Raw genomic sequence first — 17,704 nt, 5'->3', positions numbered from 1 at the left:
CGGGATTTCCCCGGGCAGTCATTCAGAGACTGGTTATTCGGTATCGGCAACCAGGTCGGCGTAAGCGTCGGCCTCCATCAGGCCATCCAGCTCACCGCTGTCGCTCAGGCGTACCTTGAACAACCAGCCTTCGCCATACGGGTCTTCGTTGAGCTTTTCCGGCTCTTCCTCGAGGCTTTCGTTCACCTCGATAACCTCGCCGCTGACCGGGCTGAAGACGTCGGAGGCGGATTTAACCGATTCGGCCACACCGGCTTCCTCGCCGCCGTTGACGCTGGCGCCAACCTCCGGCAGCTCGACAAAAACCACGTCACCGAGCTGGTCCTGGGCGAAGTCGGTGATCCCGACCGTCGCGGTGCCGTCACCGGCCACACGAACCCACTGATGCGTTTCGATGTACTTCAGGTCCGTAGGGATCTGACTCATGATGGGATGTCCTTGTTTGCATTTTCCCGGGAGTTTACCGCAATTGCGGGCCGGCACTGAATAGCCGTCGCGTCAGCTCGCCGCCATACCGAGGAACGCCAGCGCAGCTGGCAGGACCCGCGGGAAATCCTGGAAACGATGGTCGCCGCCTGGCTGCAACCACGTGGGCGCGCCAGCGTAACGGGCGACCGCTTCGCGGAAGTCCAGGGTCTCATCGGCGGTCTGCAGCATCACCATGAAGTGTTCGGGGTTCACCAGTGGTCCCGGGTCCATGGCCTGCAGCTGGTGCATGTGCGCCTCCGTCACTTCGAAGCGTTCGCCGGTGTACAGGTTTTCCTGCACGCCCAGGTAGGGCCGCAGCAAATTGTAGGGTGCCACCGCCGGATTGATCAGGACCGCCCGCAAACCGTGCCGGGCCGCCACAACGGTGGCGTAGTAACCGCCGAGAGAGCTTCCCATCAGCCCGCAGGGGCGATCGCCGGCGCCCGCCACCGCCTGCTCGACATGGGCAATCGCTTCGTCCGGCGAAAAGCCAAGCTCGGGCACCACCAGCTCCACAGGCAGGCCGCTGTCAGCCAGCCATTCTTTCAGTTCGGTGACTTTCTGGGATTGGGGCGAACTTCTGAATCCATGCAGATAGATCAGGCGGGGTTGTTCGGACATAACGATCAATAACCGTGGCTGTTGAGGTCCACAGTGTACGCGTAATCCTCCGCGCGACGCACGTGCGAGGCCAGCGAGCCATCCGGGTACAGCGCCAGCCAGCGGTAACCGGGAGCCTTGTCGTCCAGGGAGAAATCCGTCGACCCGGGGGCAAACTGGATGCAGGTCGACGGTGTCGCCATCAGTCGCAGGCCATCACGATCCTCATCCCAGGCCTGGTGGATGTGACCCCAGAGCAATCCGCGCACCTGCGGCTGCTCGGCCAGTACGTGGTAGAGGGCATCACGGTTGACCAATCCAATATCGGCCATCCAGCTGCAGTCGATATCCACCGGATGATGATGGAAGGTTATGAGGGTGGGCGTGTCCGGGTATTCGGCGAGACAATCGCGCAGGAAATCCAGCTCGCTGTCCGCCAGTTGCCCGTGCACCTGCCCGGGGACCGAAGAGTCGAGGCAGACCACCTGCCAACCGCCCGCCAGCACCCGGCGTTCGTCGGCTCCGGTCCCGGCGATGACCTTGCGCATGGCTGCGGCATCGTCGTGGTTTCCGGGAAACCAGATCACCGGACAGGTGAAACCGGACATGAGCCGCTGGAACAGCCGGTAAGCGGCCTCGGAACCATCCTGTGAGATATCGCCACTGGCCAGCACCAGGTCCGGGGCGCCGTCTTCAGCCTCCGCCGCCAGCGCCAGTACCGCTTCAAGACTTTCCCGGGTATTCATGCCCAACAGTACGCCGTCGGGATCCGCCATGAGGTGGGGATCGGTGATCTGCAGGATCCGCAGCGGAACGGACGATGGCTTGTCAGACAGAACAGGGGAAGGCATGAACGGGCCGCGACTCCAGGATGAATGATATCCATTAACAACGGTATTGACCGAGATAGTAGCGGATAGTTTGCACAATTTCCTGAAGGACTGTCACATTCGACGTCGCCGCCGTATCAAAGGCCGGAGGCTCAGTCAGTCAGAGGCCAGGCAATGCGGTCCGCAGGCACATGGCCAAAACGCAGGCAGAAATCCAGCCAGTCCGCCAGGAAGGCGTTGACCTGGGTTTTCTCGTCCGGGTGATGCATGAAGCGGTTGGGGTAGTCGTTAATCGCTTCGATGCGGTTGTAACGGTAGCAGCTGATCACTTCCGCCATGCCGGCGTCGTGGTAGACGCGGACGGTCAGGTGCGGATCGTTGAGCCAGCGCCCGGCGTTGTGGATCTGCTCCAGCAGCAACGTCTCCGTAAAGCGGGACTGCTGCAATTGCTCAATGCGGACCCGACCGAAGTATGCGTCACCGTCGCACAGTTCGAACTCCGCCACATCCGGCTGCGACTCCGCCAACAGGCGCAACCGCCGGATCCGGCTATAGTTCCCCTCACACAGCGCGCCGAAGCGTCTGAGGTCGGGCACATAGGCTTTCTTGCGCCGCAGGGGCATTTCCACGTTCTCTGACATCAGGACCACTCTTGCTTCAATCTCTGCCGCTGCATGGCCAGCCACTGCAGGGCGATAATGGCGGCGGCGTTATTGATCCGCCCATCCGATATCATACGCAAAGCCTCATCCGCCGCCATTACATGCGCGCGAATATCTTCATGCTCTGCCTCAATTCCGTACAGCCCACCGGCGCCGGACGCGTCCACCTGACCACAGAACAAGGACACCATCTCGGTGGTACCTCCCGGCGACACCAGGTAGTGGCAGATTTTTTCCAGCCGCTTGAAAGTCAGCCCGGCTTCTTCCTCCGCTTCCCGGTTGGCCACGTCTTCCGGTGTTTCACCGGGCTCGTCCATGCCGGCAACCAGCTCCAGCAGCCAGGGCGACTGGTTCCGCCCCAAGGCACCGGGGCGGAACTGTTCCAACAATACGACTTCGTCGCGAACCGGATCATAGGGCAACACACAGGTGGCGTCCCCACGCTGAAAAATCTCCCGATCGAAGGCTTCGGTGTAACCACCGGCAAAACGAGCGTGGCGCAGGCGCAACCGCTCCATGCCGAAGAAGCCCTTGAACAGGGTTTCCCGACTTTCGATTTCGACATCTTCAGCACCGAACTGGAACGGAGCAACCTTTTGCCCTGACATGAATCACCTGTTTGGGAGAGTGAAGCCGAACAATAGAAGGCCGGCGCCCGGATTGGCAAGTCCCCTGGCAGGCGACAGGCCCTGCCCCACCGGACAGGGCCCAGGGTGGCGCCGTCAGACCTTGTTATAGATCTTCGCGCCGCCGTCCACGAACTGCCGGGACTTGTCCCGCATGCCCTGTTCAATGGCATCCCGGGTTTCCAGCCCCTGCTCTTTTGCGTAATCACGCACTTCCTGAGTGATCTTCATGGAGCAGAACTTGGGCCCACACATGGAGCAGAAGTGCGCCACCTTGGCCGAATCCTTGGGCAGGGTTTCGTCGTGATAGGCGCGCGCCGTGTCCGGGTCGAAGCCGAGGTTGAACTGGTCTTCCCAGCGGAACTCGAACCGGGCCCGGGACAGGGCATCGTCCCGCACCTGCGCCCCCGGGTGCCCCTTGGCCAGATCGGCGGCGTGGGCGGCGATCTTGTAGGTGATGATGCCGGTCTTCACATCGTCTTTATTGGGCAGCCCCAGGTGTTCCTTGGGCGTCACGTAGCACAGCATGGCGCAGCCGTACCAGCCGATCATGGCAGCCCCGATGCCGGACGTGATGTGATCGTACCCCGGCGCGATGTCGGTCACCAGCGGGCCCAGGGTGTAGAATGGGGCTTCATCGCAGCAATCGAGCTGCTTGTCCATGTTTTCCTTGATCAGGTGCATGGGGACGTGTCCCGGCCCCTCGATCATCACCTGGACATCATGCTTCCAGGCGATCTTGGTTAATTCGCCCAGAGTCTCCAGCTCGCCGAACTGGGACTCGTCGTTGGCGTCAGCGATGCAGCCGGGCCGCAGGCCGTCACCCAGACTGAAGGACACGTCGTAGGCCTTCATAATCTCGCAGATCTCTTCGAAATGCGTATACAGGAAGCTTTCCTGATGATGCGCCAGACACCACTTGGCCATGATGGACCCACCGCGGGAAACGATACCGGTGACCCGTTTGGCCGTCAGCGGGACATGGTGCAACCGCACACCGGCATGGATGGTGAAGTAGTCGATGCCCTGCTCCGCCTGCTCGATCAGGGTGTCGCGGAAGATCTCCCAGGTCAGGTCTTCGGCCACGCCGTTCACTTTTTCCAGCGCCTGATAAATCGGCACGGTGCCGATCGGAACGGGCGAGTTGCGAATGATCCACTCGCGGGTTTCGTGGATGTTCTTGCCGGTGGACAGATCCATCACGGTATCGGCGCCCCAGCGGATGCCCCAAGTGAGCTTCTCCACCTCTTCCTCGATGGACGAACTGACCGCCGAATTCCCGATGTTGCCGTTGATCTTCACCAGGAAGTTGCGGCCGATGATCATCGGTTCCAGTTCCGGGTGATTGATGTTGGCGGGAATGATCGCCCGGCCACGGGCGATTTCCTCCCGCACGAATTCCGGGGTGATCTCGGCCGGCAGGGCCGCCCCGTGGGACTGTCCAGGATGCTGGCTGTCGAGCCAACCCTTGGCCCGGACTTCCTGCAGTTTCATGTTCTCGCGGATGGCGACGAATTCCATCTCCGGCGTGATGATGCCCTGGCGGGCGTAATGCATCTGGCTGACGTTACGGCCCGGTTTCGCCCGTAATGGCTTGCGTCGTTCTTCGAACCGCAGCACGTCCAACGTCGGATCTTTCAGGCGCCGCAAGGTGTACTCGGAGGAATAGCCCGGCAAGGTTTCCGTGTCGTCACGCTCGTCGATCCACGACTGGCGAACCAGCGCCAGACCCTGCCTCAGATCAATACGGGCCTGCGGATCGGTGTAGGGCCCGGAGGTGTCGTAAACCACCATCGGCTCGTTGGCGTGCCTTCCGCTGTCGGTCACGCTGTCACTCAGGCTGATTTCCCGCATCGGCACCCGCAGGTCCGGGCGACTTCCGGTTACGTAGATTTTACGGGAACAGGGCAGCGGCTGAACCGCAGCCTCATCAACGGCGGCGGCATCCTTCAGGAATTCGATGCTCTCGGTAGTCATCATGGCGTCCCTCTTGTCGGGGCCGATCCAGTGGATCGACGGCAAAGTGTCCTGGATGGACGGGGCGCGTTTGACGAGGAGGGATCCGGTACAACATCGGCATAAAGCCTGAGGTGCACTGGACAGCTTGTCTTAGATTCCTACGCCGGTATTAACCGGATCAGGTTCGCGGGTTTTGCCCTGGGCAATCTCAGCCGGTTTTTCCGGCACCCCGTCAAGACGCATTTGAGTGATCGACCCAAGGGCTCGCAAATCGCACTGTACAGTGCGTACGGGCCCTTAAAGGTGATTTTCGCAAGTGTAGAGATCAGATGGATTTTTGTCCATAATGAGGACCGCTTCCTTGAGCCTCCCGACTTCTGTCCAGCCCGACCCGCAGGGTTCGCGGCCCCACACTCAGGGACGAGGCTCGCCCCAACAATGCGTAGGCAGGAGAATCCATGAAGAAATCCGTGCTCACCGGCCTGGTCGGACTGCTGGTTGTCCAGCCGGCCATGGCGACCGACCTCATCGATGCTTATGAGAAGGCACTGGCCTATGATTCCGGCATTGCGTCCGCCCGGGCCTCCTACGAAGCCCAGCAGGCGAACGTCGATGTCACCCGAAGCCAGCTCCTGCCCAAGATCGATGCCTACGGTAACGCCCAGCACATCGATACCGATGGCCCGCGAACCGACGACTCCTACAAGTCCTACGGCTACGGCGTGGAACTGACCCAGCCGCTGTTCCGGGCCGAGAACTGGTTCAACTACGACGCCAGCCAGTTCCAGAGCGAAAGCGCCCGGGCCGATTACAGCCTCGCCCAACAGCAACTGATCCTCGACGTGGCCACCGCCTACTTCAACGTCCTGCGCGCCGAGGACAACCTGACCACAGTGCGCGCCGCCGAAGCCGCCTTCGAGCGTCAGTACGACCAGGCACAGGAACGCTTCGACGTAGGCCTGATCGCCATCACCGAAGTGTATGAATCCCGCGCCAGCTACGACGCCAGCAAGAGCGAGCGGATTTCCGCCGAAAGCGACCTGGATATCGCGCGCGAACAGCTGAGCCGACTGATCGGCGAGAATGCCGGCGACCTGGAAAACCTGCAGCAGGAATTCCCGCTCTCCCGCCCGCAGCCAACCGACCCGGCCGCCTGGGAAAAAATCGCCCTGCAACAGAACTGGCGCGTGCAGTCAGCCGCCTACACGCTGCAGGCCAACCGGTCGCTGCTGGATGTGGCCAAAGCCGGGCACTATCCGACCCTCGATCTGAGCGCCAAATACGGCAACACCGAGTTGGACGGCGTTGGCCAGGTCTCGCCCAACCAGAGCACCGTCGATGGTACGACAACCGAGGGCGTGCTGGCCCTGCAACTGAACGTTCCGCTGTATGAGGGCAACGGCACCGAAGCCAGCATTCGTCAGCAGCGCGCGCAACTGGAAGCCTCGGACCAGAACCTGAAGACGGTGCGCCGTGATGTCAGCGTGAATGCGCGCAGCTTCTACCGTACGGTCAACTCGAACATCGAGACGGTCAACTCCCAGGAGCAAAGCATCGTGTCCCGCCGCAGTGCGCTGGATGCGACCCGCGCCGGCTACGAGGTGGGCACACGCAACATCGTGGAAGTGCTGGATGCCGAGCGGAATTACTACGAGTCTCTGCGTGATTACGCCAACGCCCGCTACGACTACGTGGTGAACACGCTGAACCTGAAACTGGTCGCCGGCACCCTGAGCCCGCAGGATCTGGTGGATCTCAACCGCTGGCTGAGCAGTTCGGCACCGGGCATCGGCGCTATCGCCAACGACACCAAGACCGTCGACCCGACCAAATCTCCCTGAAGCCTGACCCGCTGGCGCCCTATCCCCGGGCGCCAGCATCCCCTACCCCAGCTTTTCGACAATCCCGGCCACCACCCGTTTCAGCGCCCCGCGATTGGCATCGACGACGGCCAGCGCATTTCTCCCCAGCTGTTGGCGATAGGTTGAATCCGCGAAACAGCCGCTGAGCGCCTCCGCCAGCTCGCTTGAACCCTGAACACGAACCAGTCCCTCGCCGCTCTCCAGCCGCTCATAGATGTCATCGAAATTAAACACGTGGGGACCGGTCATGACCGGCATGCCCCAGGCCGCCGGCTCCAGCGGGTTGTGCCCGCCCCGCTCGATCAGCGAGCCACCGACGAAGGCCACATCCGCCGCGCCGTAGAGCATCATGAGCTCCCCCATGGTGTCGGCCAGGTACACCTGGCAATCCGACGCATCACCGCCCTCGGAGCGGCGCACCAAGCCCAGATTCCGCTGCCGAACCAGAGCCGCGACGTCGTCGAATCGCTCCGGGTGTCGGGGCACCAGCACCAGCAGCGCGTCACGAGTGCCGGCCAGCACCTGCTGGTGCGCGTCCAGAATCTGCTCATCCTCGCCCTCATGAGTACTGGCGGCAATCCAGACCGGTCGCTCCCCGCCCAGTTGTGACCGCAAAGCCGCGGCCGCCTGCCGCAAAGCATCGGTGACCTCCACATCGAATTTGACGCTACCGGTAATGGAGACCGAATCCGCTCTTGCGCCGGTTTCGACGAAACGCTGGGCGTCGCCGTCTGCCTGGGCGGCAATCCAGTCGATCTGCCGCAGGAGCTGTCGGCTGGCCCCAGGCAAGCGCTGATAACTGCGGGCGGAGCGTTCGGAAAGGCGCGCATTGATCAGATAGACCGGCGTGCCGGCGGCGGCGGTCTGGTAGATCATGTTCGGCCAGAGTTCCGTCTCCATGATGACCAGGGCCTGTGGCCGGGCCCGTCGCAAGAAACGACGTACCGAGCCCGGCGTATCGTAGGGCGAATAGGCGTAGCTCACACGATCCCCGAAAAGAGCGTTGGCACGCGCCCGGCCGGTGGCCGTCATGGCGGTCATCAGAATGCGGGCGTCAGGCCGCCGCGCCAGCAGGGAGCGCACCAGTGGCGCTGCGGCAATCGTCTCCCCGACCGATACCGCATGCACCCAGATCACCGGTTTGTCGCTGCGCGGGATCAGGCCGATACGGTCCTGCCAGTGTGCAACGGCTTCAGGCGTCGTCCGCCCTTGCCACCACAGTCGTATGAGCACGAATGGCAGGATCAGGCGAAAAAGGGTGGAATAGACGAAACGCAGCATCAGCACTCCGGTGCGGGATCAGAAGTTGTCAGGATTCTACCGAAATGTGCGTCGGGTTGCGTCCCGCGTCTTTCCTTGCGACGGCCGCACAGGTCACATTCGCAGCCGATAAATTGAACCCGGACAATGACCTGGCCTTATCAACGCATCAATAGCTGATAAACTTGTCCCCAGGCAGGGACGATTCCACCCCGAGATCTGGACGAACCGTGAGTCATTCGAAGTTAAAGAAACGCAAACGCGTCCGCGATACCAATTTCGCCCATTACCGACACCCCCGCTGGTGGCCGACCTGGATCACCATCGGGTTGATCTGGCTGCTGGCCAAGCTGCCGCTGCGCGTGCAATGGGGCGCGGGGCGCCTGATTGGCGAACTGGCCTACCGCACGTTGTCGAGCCGTCGCCATATCTGCCGGGTCAATATTGACCTCTGCTTCCCGGAGTTGGGCGATGCCGAGCGGGAGGAACTGGTCCGGAAAACCTTTCACTCCAACGGCATTGGCATCATGGAAATCAGCCTGGCCTGGTTCCGGGATCCGGAATCCCTGCGCCACCTGACCCAGGTCCACGGCCTTGATTACGTGAACGATGCGCTAGAGAAAGGCAAAGGCATCCTGTTGCTCGGCGGTCACTACAGCACCCTGGATCTGGGCGGCAGCCTGGTGTCCCTGTTTATCGATGCCGACGTGATGCAGCGTGACCACAACAACCCGCTGATGAACGCCGTGATGACCCGCTCGCGGGAGAAACGGTACGGCGTCGCGCTGAACAGCAAGGATCTGCGGGGCCTGTTCAAGCGCCTGCGGGCCAATCGCATCGTCTGGTACGCAGCCGACCAGGACTACGGCCGCAAAGGTATCGTGTTCGCGCCGTTTTTCGGTGTCGAAGCCGCCAGCATCACTGCCACGGCCCGCATTGCCGAGCGCAGCGAGTGCGTCGTGATTCCCTTCAGCCACTTCCGGCGCGACGACGAGATCGGTTACGACATCTACTTCCATCCGCCGCTGGAGGATTTTCCGTCCGGCGACGACGAAGTGGACGCCACCCGGGTGAACGCGACCATCGAACGCGAGGTGCGCAAACACCCGGATCAGTATCTGTGGATGCACCGGCGCTTCAAAACACGCCCGTCCCGGGACGATCCGGGGTTCTACCGCAGGAAGCGGCCATGACCGACGGCGTCAAGCCCCCGGTGGTCTGGCTGATCCACGACGACAAACCCGGTCACCGCAACCAGCTCCGGGGCCTGGCCAGTCGCCTCAAGGCTCGCGCCGATGCGCGCTGTCACTGGCTCGACGCAGGATCCTTGTCGGTGCCGCTCTGGCGCGCCTTACTGGGCGTGCGACCGACCTTAGACCTCCCGGACAACCTGCGCCGACCGGCCCTGATCGTCGCGGCCGGTACCCGCACTCACCGACTGCTGCTGGCGCTGCGCCGCACCCCGGGGGCATTGACCGCACTGCTCATGCGCCCGTCTTTCCCCCAGCGCTGGATCGACTGCCGGATTATCCCGCAACACGATCACCCCACTCCGCTTCTCGATACCCTGATCACCACCGGCGTCCTGAACACCCTGACACCCATGGCGAAGTTGACCGAGCGAAAGCACGGCGTTGTTCTGATCGGCGGCCCATCCAGACATTATCGCTGGGACGACGAAGCGATCCTGCGCCAGTTCGATCAGTTGCTTCAGGAATACCCGGACTGGCACTGGACGGTCACATCCAGCCGGCGCACGCCGATCGAGCTGATCAGCGCCCTGCAGAAGCGCGAAAGTCATCACGTCCGTATTCGCGATCATCGGGACACCCACGATCAATGGCTGGCGCACACGCTGTCCGCCAGCCGCGCCGCCTGGATCACGCCCGACAGCGCCTCGATGGTGTACGAAAGCCTCACCGCCGGCATCCCTACGGGCCTGTTCAGTCTGCCCCCGGTTTCGGGAAGCCGGGTGGCGGATGGGGTGGAAGCGCTGCTGGAAAGTCGCCGACTGCATACCCTGCCGGAGGCGTCATCGGTGATGGCCGCGACCGCACCTGTTTCCCCGCCCCTGTGGGAAGCGGACCGGGCCGCCCAGTGGCTGCTGGAGCGCTGTCGGGGTGTCTCGTTATGAAGATCCTGCAGGTCCTTCCGGCACTGAAGAGCGGCGGCGTCGAACGGGGCACGGTGGAATTTGCCGCCGAACTGGTGAAGCGCGGACACACCTCCACGGTGCTCTCCGCCGGCGGCCCCATGGTCGCACCGCTTGAGGCCGCGGGCTCCCGGCATATCACCCGGCCGATTCACCGCAAGTCGCTGTTCACGCTGGGGCAGGTACGGCCGGTCCGCCGACTCCTGCAGTCGTTAAAACCCGATGTGATCCACGTCCGGTCGCGCATGCCCGCCTGGGTGATCTACCTGGCCTGGAAGGGACTGCCCGCCGGGGAACGCCCGGTGCTGGTCAGCACCTTTCACGGCATGTATTCGGTCAATCCCTACAGCGCCATTATGACCAAGGCGGAGCACCTGATTGCCGTGTCGGACTGCGTGCGCCGCTATATTCTCGGGAACTACACCGTGACCGATGACCGGATCACAGTGATCCAACGCGGCGTCGACACCCACCAGTTCTGCGAGTCACCGCTGGATCCGGCATGGCGCACTCAATTGTTGGCGAACTACCCGCAACTGCGCGACCGCCGCATCCTGTTGATGCCCGGGCGCCTGTCGCGCTGGAAAGGCCAGCTGACGTTTCTTGAGGTGATCGCCCAATTGGTCCGGGAGGATGACAAGGTGCATGGCGTCATCGTCGGCGGGCTCGAAGGCGGCAAACAGCGCTACCAGGACGAACTGGATAAACGGATCGACGAGCTTGGGCTGCACGACCACATCACGTTTCTCGGCCAGCGCAGCGACATGCACGAGCTCTACCTGTTCGCGGATCTGGTGTGCCATCTGTCCACCAAGCCCGAACCCTTTGGACGTACGTTGACCGAGGCGTTGGCGTCGGGCACGCCGGTGGTTGCCTTCGAGCGTGGCGGTGCCGCGGAAACCCTGCGCGCCTGTTTCCCGGCCGGCCTGGTGGCGCCCGACGACACCCACGCGTTTGTGCAAACCACCCAAACCCTGTTGGCGCAGCCCCGTCCGGCCATCGAGATTCCCGAGCGGTTTCACCTCGCCGCCCAAACCGAGGCCACCCTCTCAGTCTATCGCGAGCTATTGACGCGCCACGGCAGGGCCGTTACGTGAATGAGCCGCTGCGGATTGCGCTGATCCTGGCCACGCCGGGTACCATCTGGGGCGGCATGGAAACACACACCCTGGATTTGGCCCGCAGCCTGGCCCAACGGGGCCACGAAGTCCACGTGCTGGCCGATGCCCGCTACCACGACCGTTTCATCCCGTTCGCCCATTTTCACCCCCTACCGGTTCACTTCAGTCGCCGGCATCCCTGGCTGGGGCTGCGACTGCGACGGATTCTGGCGCGCCTGCAGCCGGACATCTGCCACGCCCAGGGCAACAAGGCGATCCAACTGCTGGCTGGCGTCAAACGACGCCAGGGGAACCGCGAATCCCGTTACGTCGGCACGGTCCATGGCACCAAGTCCGCCCACCGCGGGCTGGAACGTCTTGACGGCGTCATCGCCGTCAGCGACGAACTGGCCGCCGATCTGTCTCACCCGCGGGTTCGGGTGATCTACAACGGCATTGATCCGCAACCGCCGCAGGAGGAGACAGGACTTCCCATTCCGGACGCCTCGCCCCTGGTTGTCGCCGCCGGGCGCCTGGAACCGGTCAAGGGCTTCGACCGGCTGATCGGGGCCTGGTCCACGATTCCCAACGGAAGTGCCCAACTGGTGATCCTGGGTGAAGGAAGCGAAAGGCCCTGCCTGGAAGCGCTGATCCGCGATTCCGGCCAAACCCGCACCATTCACCTGCCGGGCTATGAATCCAACGTCGCCGGCTGGCTCGCCCGGGCCAGCGCCTGCGTCATCAGTTCTGAGCGTGAGGGCTTCCCCTACTTGATGGTCGAAGCCCTGATGAATCGTTGCCCGGTGTTGGCCACGCCGGTCAGCGGGGTGGCGCGCTTCCTGCCCCAAAGCGGCATCGCCGCGTCAACGGCAACGGAAGACCTGGCCGCGCTGCTCAAGGAGAATCTGGCGAACGCGTCGACGCTGCGTCAACGCCAGCAAGCCAGCTTCGAGCAGGCCCGCCAGACGCTGACGCTGGAGGCCATGACGGAAAGGACGCTCGCTTTCTATGCGGACCTCACGCCGCAACACGTCGACGGATAACATCGAGTACCGCATCCGCGAGAATGCGATGGCCTTCATCGGCCAGATGAGTGCCATCGTTCATCAGCGTGCGCTCCCGATCGGCCCATATCGCGACGTAGGCATCGGCATAGACGGCATTATCCAGCCGCTCCGCCAGCTCGGCGAGCGCCCGATTATAGCGCTGGATGCGGGGATTGCGGGGCTCATCCAGGTTCGGGGCCGTGCCGACGAGCACGAACTGAGTGGCCGGCGCCGACGTGATCACCGCACGCAGATGACTGAGATATTCCCCCAGCGGCACCTGCTCGACAGGCCCCCACCGATCCTGCAAGTGCCAGCGGCGGGCCCGCTTCTTGAGTGTCTTCACCCATTTGCGCGCAAACTTGCGCAGCGGGTTATCCGGGTAATAGAGGACGTAGGGCGCCCCCCGGAAAGTCAGCCAGGAGTCCACCAGCCCATACTGGATAAACGCAAACCGGTAATCCGATGGTGGAAACGCTCGCGTATAGCGGCGCAGTTCCCGGGTGGTACTCATGGTATGGCCACAGTTGACCAGCGGCAGCCCCAAGGCATGGGCGACCCGATCGGGCCAGAGCTCACCGGAAAATCCGGCAATGCCCTCGGTATTGCAGTCACCGTATGCGATGCAGCCTCTGTCCGGCATCCGCCCCCTCTCCATACTCTTTAACAACCGCCGTATCGTGCTAGATTACACACGAACCTTCGAGCCCGGCCATCTGCATGATCAACCTCGACCACCAGCCGCCTTTCGCCGCAGGTTACAACCGAACCTGCTACCGACATCCGGGGGATCCCCAACTCTGCCTCAAGGTATTGCGCCCGGAAAATATCGAGGCCCGTTTCGCACGGCAACCCTGGTACAAGAAGCTGCTGGGCCGGGATCGCATCAATGATAATCGACAGGAAATCATCGCGCATCGCCAGATCAAAGGGCTACCCGATCCGGAACAGGCCTGGCGTCACCTGCCCCGATTCCACGGCAGCGTCGACACCACGCTTGGTCCAGCCAACGTCAGCGAGCTGATCACCGAGGCCGACGGCGGCCCCGGCATCACCCTGGAGCGCTATCTGGAAACCAACGGTCGGACACCGGACATTGAACGGGCCATCGCCCAATTCACCGACTGGCTGCGACAGCTTGGCCTGTTGACCCGCAATCTGCTGCCCCACAACCTTGTCGTAGCCCGTCGCGACCAACAGCTCACGCTTTACCTGGTCGATGGCCTGGGCGCACCCGCCGTTCCAACGCAACTGGCCGCGGTCCCGGCTTATCGGCGGCGTTACATCGAGCGTAAGCTGGCGCGATTCCAGCAGCGCATCGACTGGGAAGTGCATGGCCGGCCCGGGAGCTGGGCCCGGGCTGAAAAGCTCTAGCAAACCAAGGGTATCCGCGGAGTGGCACTGTCGCACCGGATGATGTAGTTTCCTGCCCTGACTCTATCGACCTTGGAAATCAACGGGACCATGGCCCTGTCTAGAATCTCGCTGCTGACTGGCCTGCTGAAACTGGCCGGCAAACTCTCATTGCGCTCGGCCCAGAATTTGGGGGCCATCCTGGGCCTGCTCGGCTGGAAGCTACCAACGGAATCGAGGCGGGTTACCCAGGTCAACCTGGATATCTGTTTTCCCGACATGCCCGACGCCGATCGTAAGGCCCTGGGCCGGGAAAGCATGAAGCAGACGGGCCGGACGCTGCTGGAAATCCCGCTCATGTGGGAATGGCCGGTCGAACGCTGCCTGGACCTGATTCGCGAGATCGAAGGCGAGGCGCTGCTGGAACAGTACCGGGCCGAAGGACGCGGCCTGATTCTGCTGGCACCGCACCTGGGCAACTGGGAACTGGCCGGCCTGTATTTTTCATCGCGCTACAAAATGGCCGCTCTGTACAGCCCGCCCCACCTGCCGGAATTCGAGGATTACATGATTCAGGTCCGTGGCCGCCTGGGTTCGGAACTGGTCCGGGGCGACCGTCGCGGCCTTGCCCGGCTCATCGGGCTGCTGCGGGAAGGCGGCGTCGCCGGCATCCTGCCGGATCAGAGCCCACGGGGCAAAGGCAATGCCTATGCGCCCTTCTTCGGCATGGAAGTACGGACCATGACGCTGGTAGCAAAACTGCTCCAGAAATCCGGCGCAGCGGTGCTGATCACCTATGCCGAGCGTCTGCCGGATGCCGAGGGTTTCCGCATCGTGATCCGGGAGTGCGAGCCCGGGCTGGATGACGCCGATCCGGTCGTGGCCACAGGCGCCCTCAATGCCTCGGTCGAGCAGTGTGTCCGTGAGATTCCGACGCAGTACCAGTGGGAATACAAGCGCATGCGCCATCGGCCACCGGGGCAGCCCAATCCCTACAAAGCCCGATAACCGGCGAGCGCCGGAATTCACTACACTAAACGGATGCGCGGACCCATGCACAACCCAGAAGGATCCTCTCTGTGACCAGCCTCTCCGCCGAGCGTTTACGACCACTGCTGTTGGGCCTGATGTCCATAGGCCTGGCGGGCGCCCTGATTCATCCGGCCGTTCTTTACGCGGCCGCCATTGGCATGGCAATGGGCGGAATTGCAGCCCGTCGTCGGGCCGGCGATTGGGAGATTCCCCGTGAGTTGCGCCTGGTGCATTTTGCCTTCTGGGGCTTTGTCCTCATTATTGCCATTGCCACCGTTTTCCCGGTTTCGAACGAACCCTTGATCTATTCGACCTGGCCAGCCCTGCTTCTGCTCCTGTTCTGGCCACTGGCAACCGGCATGACCGCCATTCGCCTGGCGGCAAGGGATCTGTTCACCGCTGCCGCAGCAGCGGGCCTGTTGGCACTCTTATCCAGCGCCGTGACACATCCGGCCCGGGAAACCGTCCAGGTCACTCTCCTCTTGACGGCACTGAGCGGCTGGGGCGCCTGGATGTTGTTCCGCGAGAGCGTGACGATGCGCGCGTTGTTCTGTGTCGCGGGCGCCGTCGCCGGGCTGGTGGCCAGCGGGCTGATCCTGAATCAATCCCAGGGTACCCAGGATAAAGTCTGGGTACTGTCGGCTCTCGGCGACATGGGCGCACTTCAGATCCTCGGCTGGATTCTATTGTTTGCCATTCCGGTATCCGTCAGCATTCCGTTCACGACGTCCAGGCATCGGGCGGCCCGCGCTATGGCCGTGGCCGCCCTGATCACCACTTTGTTTCTCGTTATCAGCGTACTTGGCGGCCTGGCGGGCCCCACGTCATTGATCATCAATCTGCTGCTGATGGCCCCGATCATGGCGTGCCTGTTCGTGGAACTCGATCGGGGCGATCACCGGCCGCGGGCTGTGCGGGTTTCGGCCACCGTCATCACCAAGAACGAAGCCGACAACATCGAAGACTGCCTGCGCTCGGTGCGCGCCGTAGCGGACGAGATTATCGTGTTGGACAGCGGCAGCAGCGACGACACCGTGGACAAAGCACGTGCCCTGGCCGACGTTGTCGAAGTGACCGACTGGCCGGGCTTCGGCATCCAGAAACAGCGGGCGCTGGAGAAAGCGACGGGCGACTGGGTTCTGTCCATTGATGCGGACGAACGCATTACCCCCGCGCTGGCCCGGGAGATCAACGACCGGCTCTCGGCACCGGACGCCGATGCCTACAAACTCCCCTGGGCAGTGACGCTCTATGGCACAAGACTGGACTTTGGGCGAAGCGGTCGGGCGCCGTTGCGGCTGTTCCGCCGGGAAGGCGTTCGCTTCTCCGATGCCCTGGTGCATGAACGCATCCTGATTCCAGAGGGCCGCACCACGAAAACCCTACGTGGTCGCCTGACCCATTTTACCCATCGGGACTTCGGTCATGCGCTGGAGAAAAGCGCGAAATATGCTTGGCTGGGATCGAGAGAGAAGTTCCGTCGCGGTAAACGCGCGCAGACATTGACCTACGCCACGTTTCGAGGCTTCCTCACGTTCATCCAGGTGTATCTGATTCGGTTTGGTTTCCTGGACGGCTCGGTAGGCTTCCTGGTCGCGGTCACGTACGCCCAAGGCTCGTTCAACAAATACGCCGGACTCTGGACGCTCTCTCGCGCCGAAAGCCAGGCAAACATCGCGGACTAGGCGTCGCCCCGATCGATCGCAACCTGTTCCTTGGCTTCCCGCGCCAGTCGTCGGCGCAGCTTAAGCTTCCGGAACAAGTTGAGCGGTTTTCGCTTGAGCTTCGGTGGCTGCTCGAGGAATCGCTCCACGGCATCCAGCACCCGCTCGCTGGACTTACCGTCCCGGAATTCATGCAGCTCGTCGGCAAATGCGCGCATGTTGTCCATCAGGGCCGACGGCCTGGACAGCGCCGTTCGCAGCGCCGGCTCTACCTTCTCCACCGAATCCACATCGATCAGGTAAGGCCCTGGCATATTCGTGCGCAACGTGACCACGGGAATATCGAGGAACATGAACTCGAACAGGATGGACGAGGTATCACAGAGCATCACATCCGCCTGCCCCATGTACGGAATGAAATCCACGTCGCTCTCGATAAACGTCAGATTATCATCCGCCATGGCCCGATACTGTTCGACAATGTGCTGCGGCATTTTGGGATGGAGCGTCACAATAAACCGCCAATCGCCGGAATCCTTCATGCGGCGGATGGTCTCCACCAGAACGGGCGCCGACGTGATGTCGCGGGTAAACGTCGAGGCATAGAACACCGTCGGGCGATCGTCTTGCCGGCACGCTGACGCCCCGGATTTCAGGATGGCATCCAGCTTTGGCCATCCGGTCTTGGCCACATCGAAGTGGGGATCAGCCTCAGCCAACGCCTGATAACGGGCCGTGTCGGTCTGTGCCATCGTACAATAGAGATCGAACCAGCCGCGCACCCGGTAATGGGTATCCTTGCCGCGCTTGTTGATGGGCAGGCCGTGAAAAACCTTCACCTTGATCCCTGGGAAGTAGTAAGGCAACCAGTCGCCGGGGCAGAAGACGGCGCCCGGATCGAACGCCCGGACCTCACTCAACGTCCGCAGGCGGGTTTCATCCTCCCGCAGCGGCTTGGCGGTACAGCCCTGAACGAACCAGACCACCTCATCACCCCGTGCACGAATCGCGGCCTGCAGAGGACGCAGGATCGCGTAGGAGTATGGCTGGCTCACATAGAAGAGATAGCGTTTGGGCATTCGAGACTCGT

At 62.5% G+C, this 17,704-nt stretch carries 17 protein-coding genes and 1 riboswitch; of the genes, 8 read left to right on the top strand and 9 right to left on the bottom strand.

The window, feature by feature from the left end; all coding sequences use genetic code 11:
• Window positions 1–33 precede the first annotated feature (33 nt).
• The 6 genes from gcvH to thiC form a co-directional block, all read right to left on the bottom strand.
• The gene (gcvH, locus tag J3364_RS15685) at window positions 34–426 is read right to left on the bottom strand and encodes a glycine cleavage system protein GcvH (protein WP_349559212.1); all 393 of its coding nucleotides are present in this window, start codon (window positions 424–426) and stop codon (window positions 34–36) included.
• A gap of 72 nt (window positions 427–498) precedes the next feature.
• Entirely contained in the window at window positions 499–1,089 is a 591-nt protein-coding gene (locus tag J3364_RS15680) for a YqiA/YcfP family alpha/beta fold hydrolase (protein ID WP_349559211.1), read from the bottom strand.
• A 5-nt stretch (window positions 1,090–1,094) separates the two neighbouring features.
• A complete protein-coding gene (cpdA, locus tag J3364_RS15675; RefSeq protein ID WP_349559210.1) occupies window positions 1,095–1,919 on the bottom strand; it encodes a 3',5'-cyclic-AMP phosphodiesterase in 825 nt (274 codons plus the stop codon).
• Window positions 1,920–2,050: 131 nt separating this feature from the next.
• Window positions 2,051–2,539, bottom strand: a complete 489-nt coding sequence (locus J3364_RS15670; protein ID WP_349559209.1) for a DUF1249 domain-containing protein — start codon at window positions 2,537–2,539, stop codon at window positions 2,051–2,053.
• Window positions 2,539–3,168, bottom strand: coding sequence for an ADP-ribose diphosphatase (nudF, locus tag J3364_RS15665; RefSeq protein ID WP_349559208.1), 630 nt, complete (start codon window positions 3,166–3,168; stop codon window positions 2,539–2,541). Before nudF ends, J3364_RS15670 begins: the two co-directional genes overlap by 1 nt.
• A 114-nt stretch (window positions 3,169–3,282) precedes the next feature.
• The gene (gene thiC, locus J3364_RS15660; protein WP_349559256.1) at window positions 3,283–5,163 is read right to left on the bottom strand and encodes a phosphomethylpyrimidine synthase ThiC; all 1,881 of its coding nucleotides are present in this window, start codon (window positions 5,161–5,163) and stop codon (window positions 3,283–3,285) included.
• 119 nt (window positions 5,164–5,282) lie between these two features.
• A riboswitch (TPP riboswitch) is annotated at window positions 5,283–5,387 on the bottom strand.
• Between the two features lie 216 nt (window positions 5,388–5,603).
• On the opposite strand from thiC, the gene J3364_RS15655 reads away from it, so the two are divergent.
• Entirely contained in the window at window positions 5,604–6,986 is a 1,383-nt protein-coding gene (locus J3364_RS15655; protein WP_349559207.1) for a TolC family outer membrane protein, read from the top strand.
• A gap of 42 nt (window positions 6,987–7,028) precedes the next feature.
• On the opposite strand, the gene waaA is transcribed toward J3364_RS15655, so the two are convergent.
• The gene (gene waaA / locus J3364_RS15650) at window positions 7,029–8,288 is read right to left on the bottom strand and encodes a lipid IV(A) 3-deoxy-D-manno-octulosonic acid transferase (protein ID WP_349559206.1); all 1,260 of its coding nucleotides are present in this window, start codon (window positions 8,286–8,288) and stop codon (window positions 7,029–7,031) included.
• Window positions 8,289–8,497: 209 nt separating this feature from the next.
• Here waaA and lpxL point away from each other — a divergent pair, with 209 nt between their 5' ends.
• Genes lpxL through J3364_RS15630 form a run of 4 tightly spaced genes read left to right on the top strand, consistent with a single transcriptional unit; the run spans window position 8,498 to window position 12,562 of the window.
• Window positions 8,498–9,460 carry an LpxL/LpxP family Kdo(2)-lipid IV(A) lauroyl/palmitoleoyl acyltransferase gene (gene lpxL / locus J3364_RS15645; protein WP_349559205.1) on the top strand — a complete coding sequence of 321 codons (963 nt, stop codon included), beginning with the start codon at window positions 8,498–8,500 and terminating at the stop codon, window positions 9,458–9,460.
• Window positions 9,457–10,401 (top strand): mitochondrial fission ELM1 family protein, encoded by a 945-nt coding sequence (locus J3364_RS15640; protein WP_349559204.1) that lies wholly within the window; start codon window positions 9,457–9,459, stop codon window positions 10,399–10,401. The genes lpxL and J3364_RS15640 overlap by 4 nt, the downstream gene beginning before the upstream one ends.
• On the top strand, window positions 10,398–11,516 hold the full coding sequence (locus tag J3364_RS15635) for a glycosyltransferase family 4 protein (RefSeq protein ID WP_349559203.1): 1,119 nt from the start codon (window positions 10,398–10,400) through the stop codon (window positions 11,514–11,516). Before J3364_RS15640 ends, J3364_RS15635 begins: the two co-directional genes overlap by 4 nt.
• The gene (locus tag J3364_RS15630) at window positions 11,513–12,562 is read left to right on the top strand and encodes a glycosyltransferase family 4 protein (RefSeq protein ID WP_349559202.1); all 1,050 of its coding nucleotides are present in this window, start codon (window positions 11,513–11,515) and stop codon (window positions 12,560–12,562) included. The genes J3364_RS15635 and J3364_RS15630 overlap by 4 nt, the downstream gene beginning before the upstream one ends.
• Here the strand turns inward: J3364_RS15630 and J3364_RS15625 are convergent.
• Window positions 12,537–13,208 carry an SGNH/GDSL hydrolase family protein gene (locus tag J3364_RS15625; protein WP_349559201.1) on the bottom strand — a complete coding sequence of 224 codons (672 nt, stop codon included), beginning with the start codon at window positions 13,206–13,208 and terminating at the stop codon, window positions 12,537–12,539. The two genes, J3364_RS15630 and J3364_RS15625, sit on opposite strands and share 26 nt — an antisense overlap.
• 77 nt (window positions 13,209–13,285) lie before the next feature.
• On the opposite strand from J3364_RS15625, the gene J3364_RS15620 reads away from it, so the two are divergent.
• The 3 genes from J3364_RS15620 to J3364_RS15610 all read left to right on the top strand — a co-directional run bounded on the left by J3364_RS15620 (window position 13,286) and on the right by J3364_RS15610 (window position 16,635).
• A complete protein-coding gene (locus J3364_RS15620) occupies window positions 13,286–13,939 on the top strand; it encodes a YrbL family protein (protein WP_349559200.1) in 654 nt (217 codons plus the stop codon).
• A gap of 90 nt (window positions 13,940–14,029) precedes the next feature.
• Window positions 14,030–14,926: a lysophospholipid acyltransferase family protein gene (locus J3364_RS15615; protein WP_349559199.1), complete on the top strand. Its 897-nt coding sequence runs from the start codon at window positions 14,030–14,032 to the stop codon at window positions 14,924–14,926.
• A 71-nt stretch (window positions 14,927–14,997) separates the two neighbouring features.
• Window positions 14,998–16,635 (top strand): glycosyltransferase family 2 protein, encoded by a 1,638-nt coding sequence (locus tag J3364_RS15610; protein ID WP_349559198.1) that lies wholly within the window; start codon window positions 14,998–15,000, stop codon window positions 16,633–16,635.
• Here the strand turns inward: J3364_RS15610 and J3364_RS15605 are convergent.
• On the bottom strand, window positions 16,632–17,693 hold the full coding sequence (locus J3364_RS15605; protein ID WP_349559197.1) for a UDP-N-acetylglucosamine 2-epimerase: 1,062 nt from the start codon (window positions 17,691–17,693) through the stop codon (window positions 16,632–16,634). The genes J3364_RS15610 and J3364_RS15605 overlap by 4 nt on opposite strands.
• Between the last annotated feature and the right edge of the window lie 11 nt (window positions 17,694–17,704).

Source organism: Marinobacter sp. NFXS9 (assembly GCF_040148665.1).
Classification (GTDB): Bacteria; Pseudomonadota; Gammaproteobacteria; order Pseudomonadales; family Oleiphilaceae; genus Marinobacter_A; species Marinobacter_A mangrovi.
Note: the sequence above shows the minus strand (reverse complement) of the source record. Positions and strands in the feature narration are given on the sequence as shown.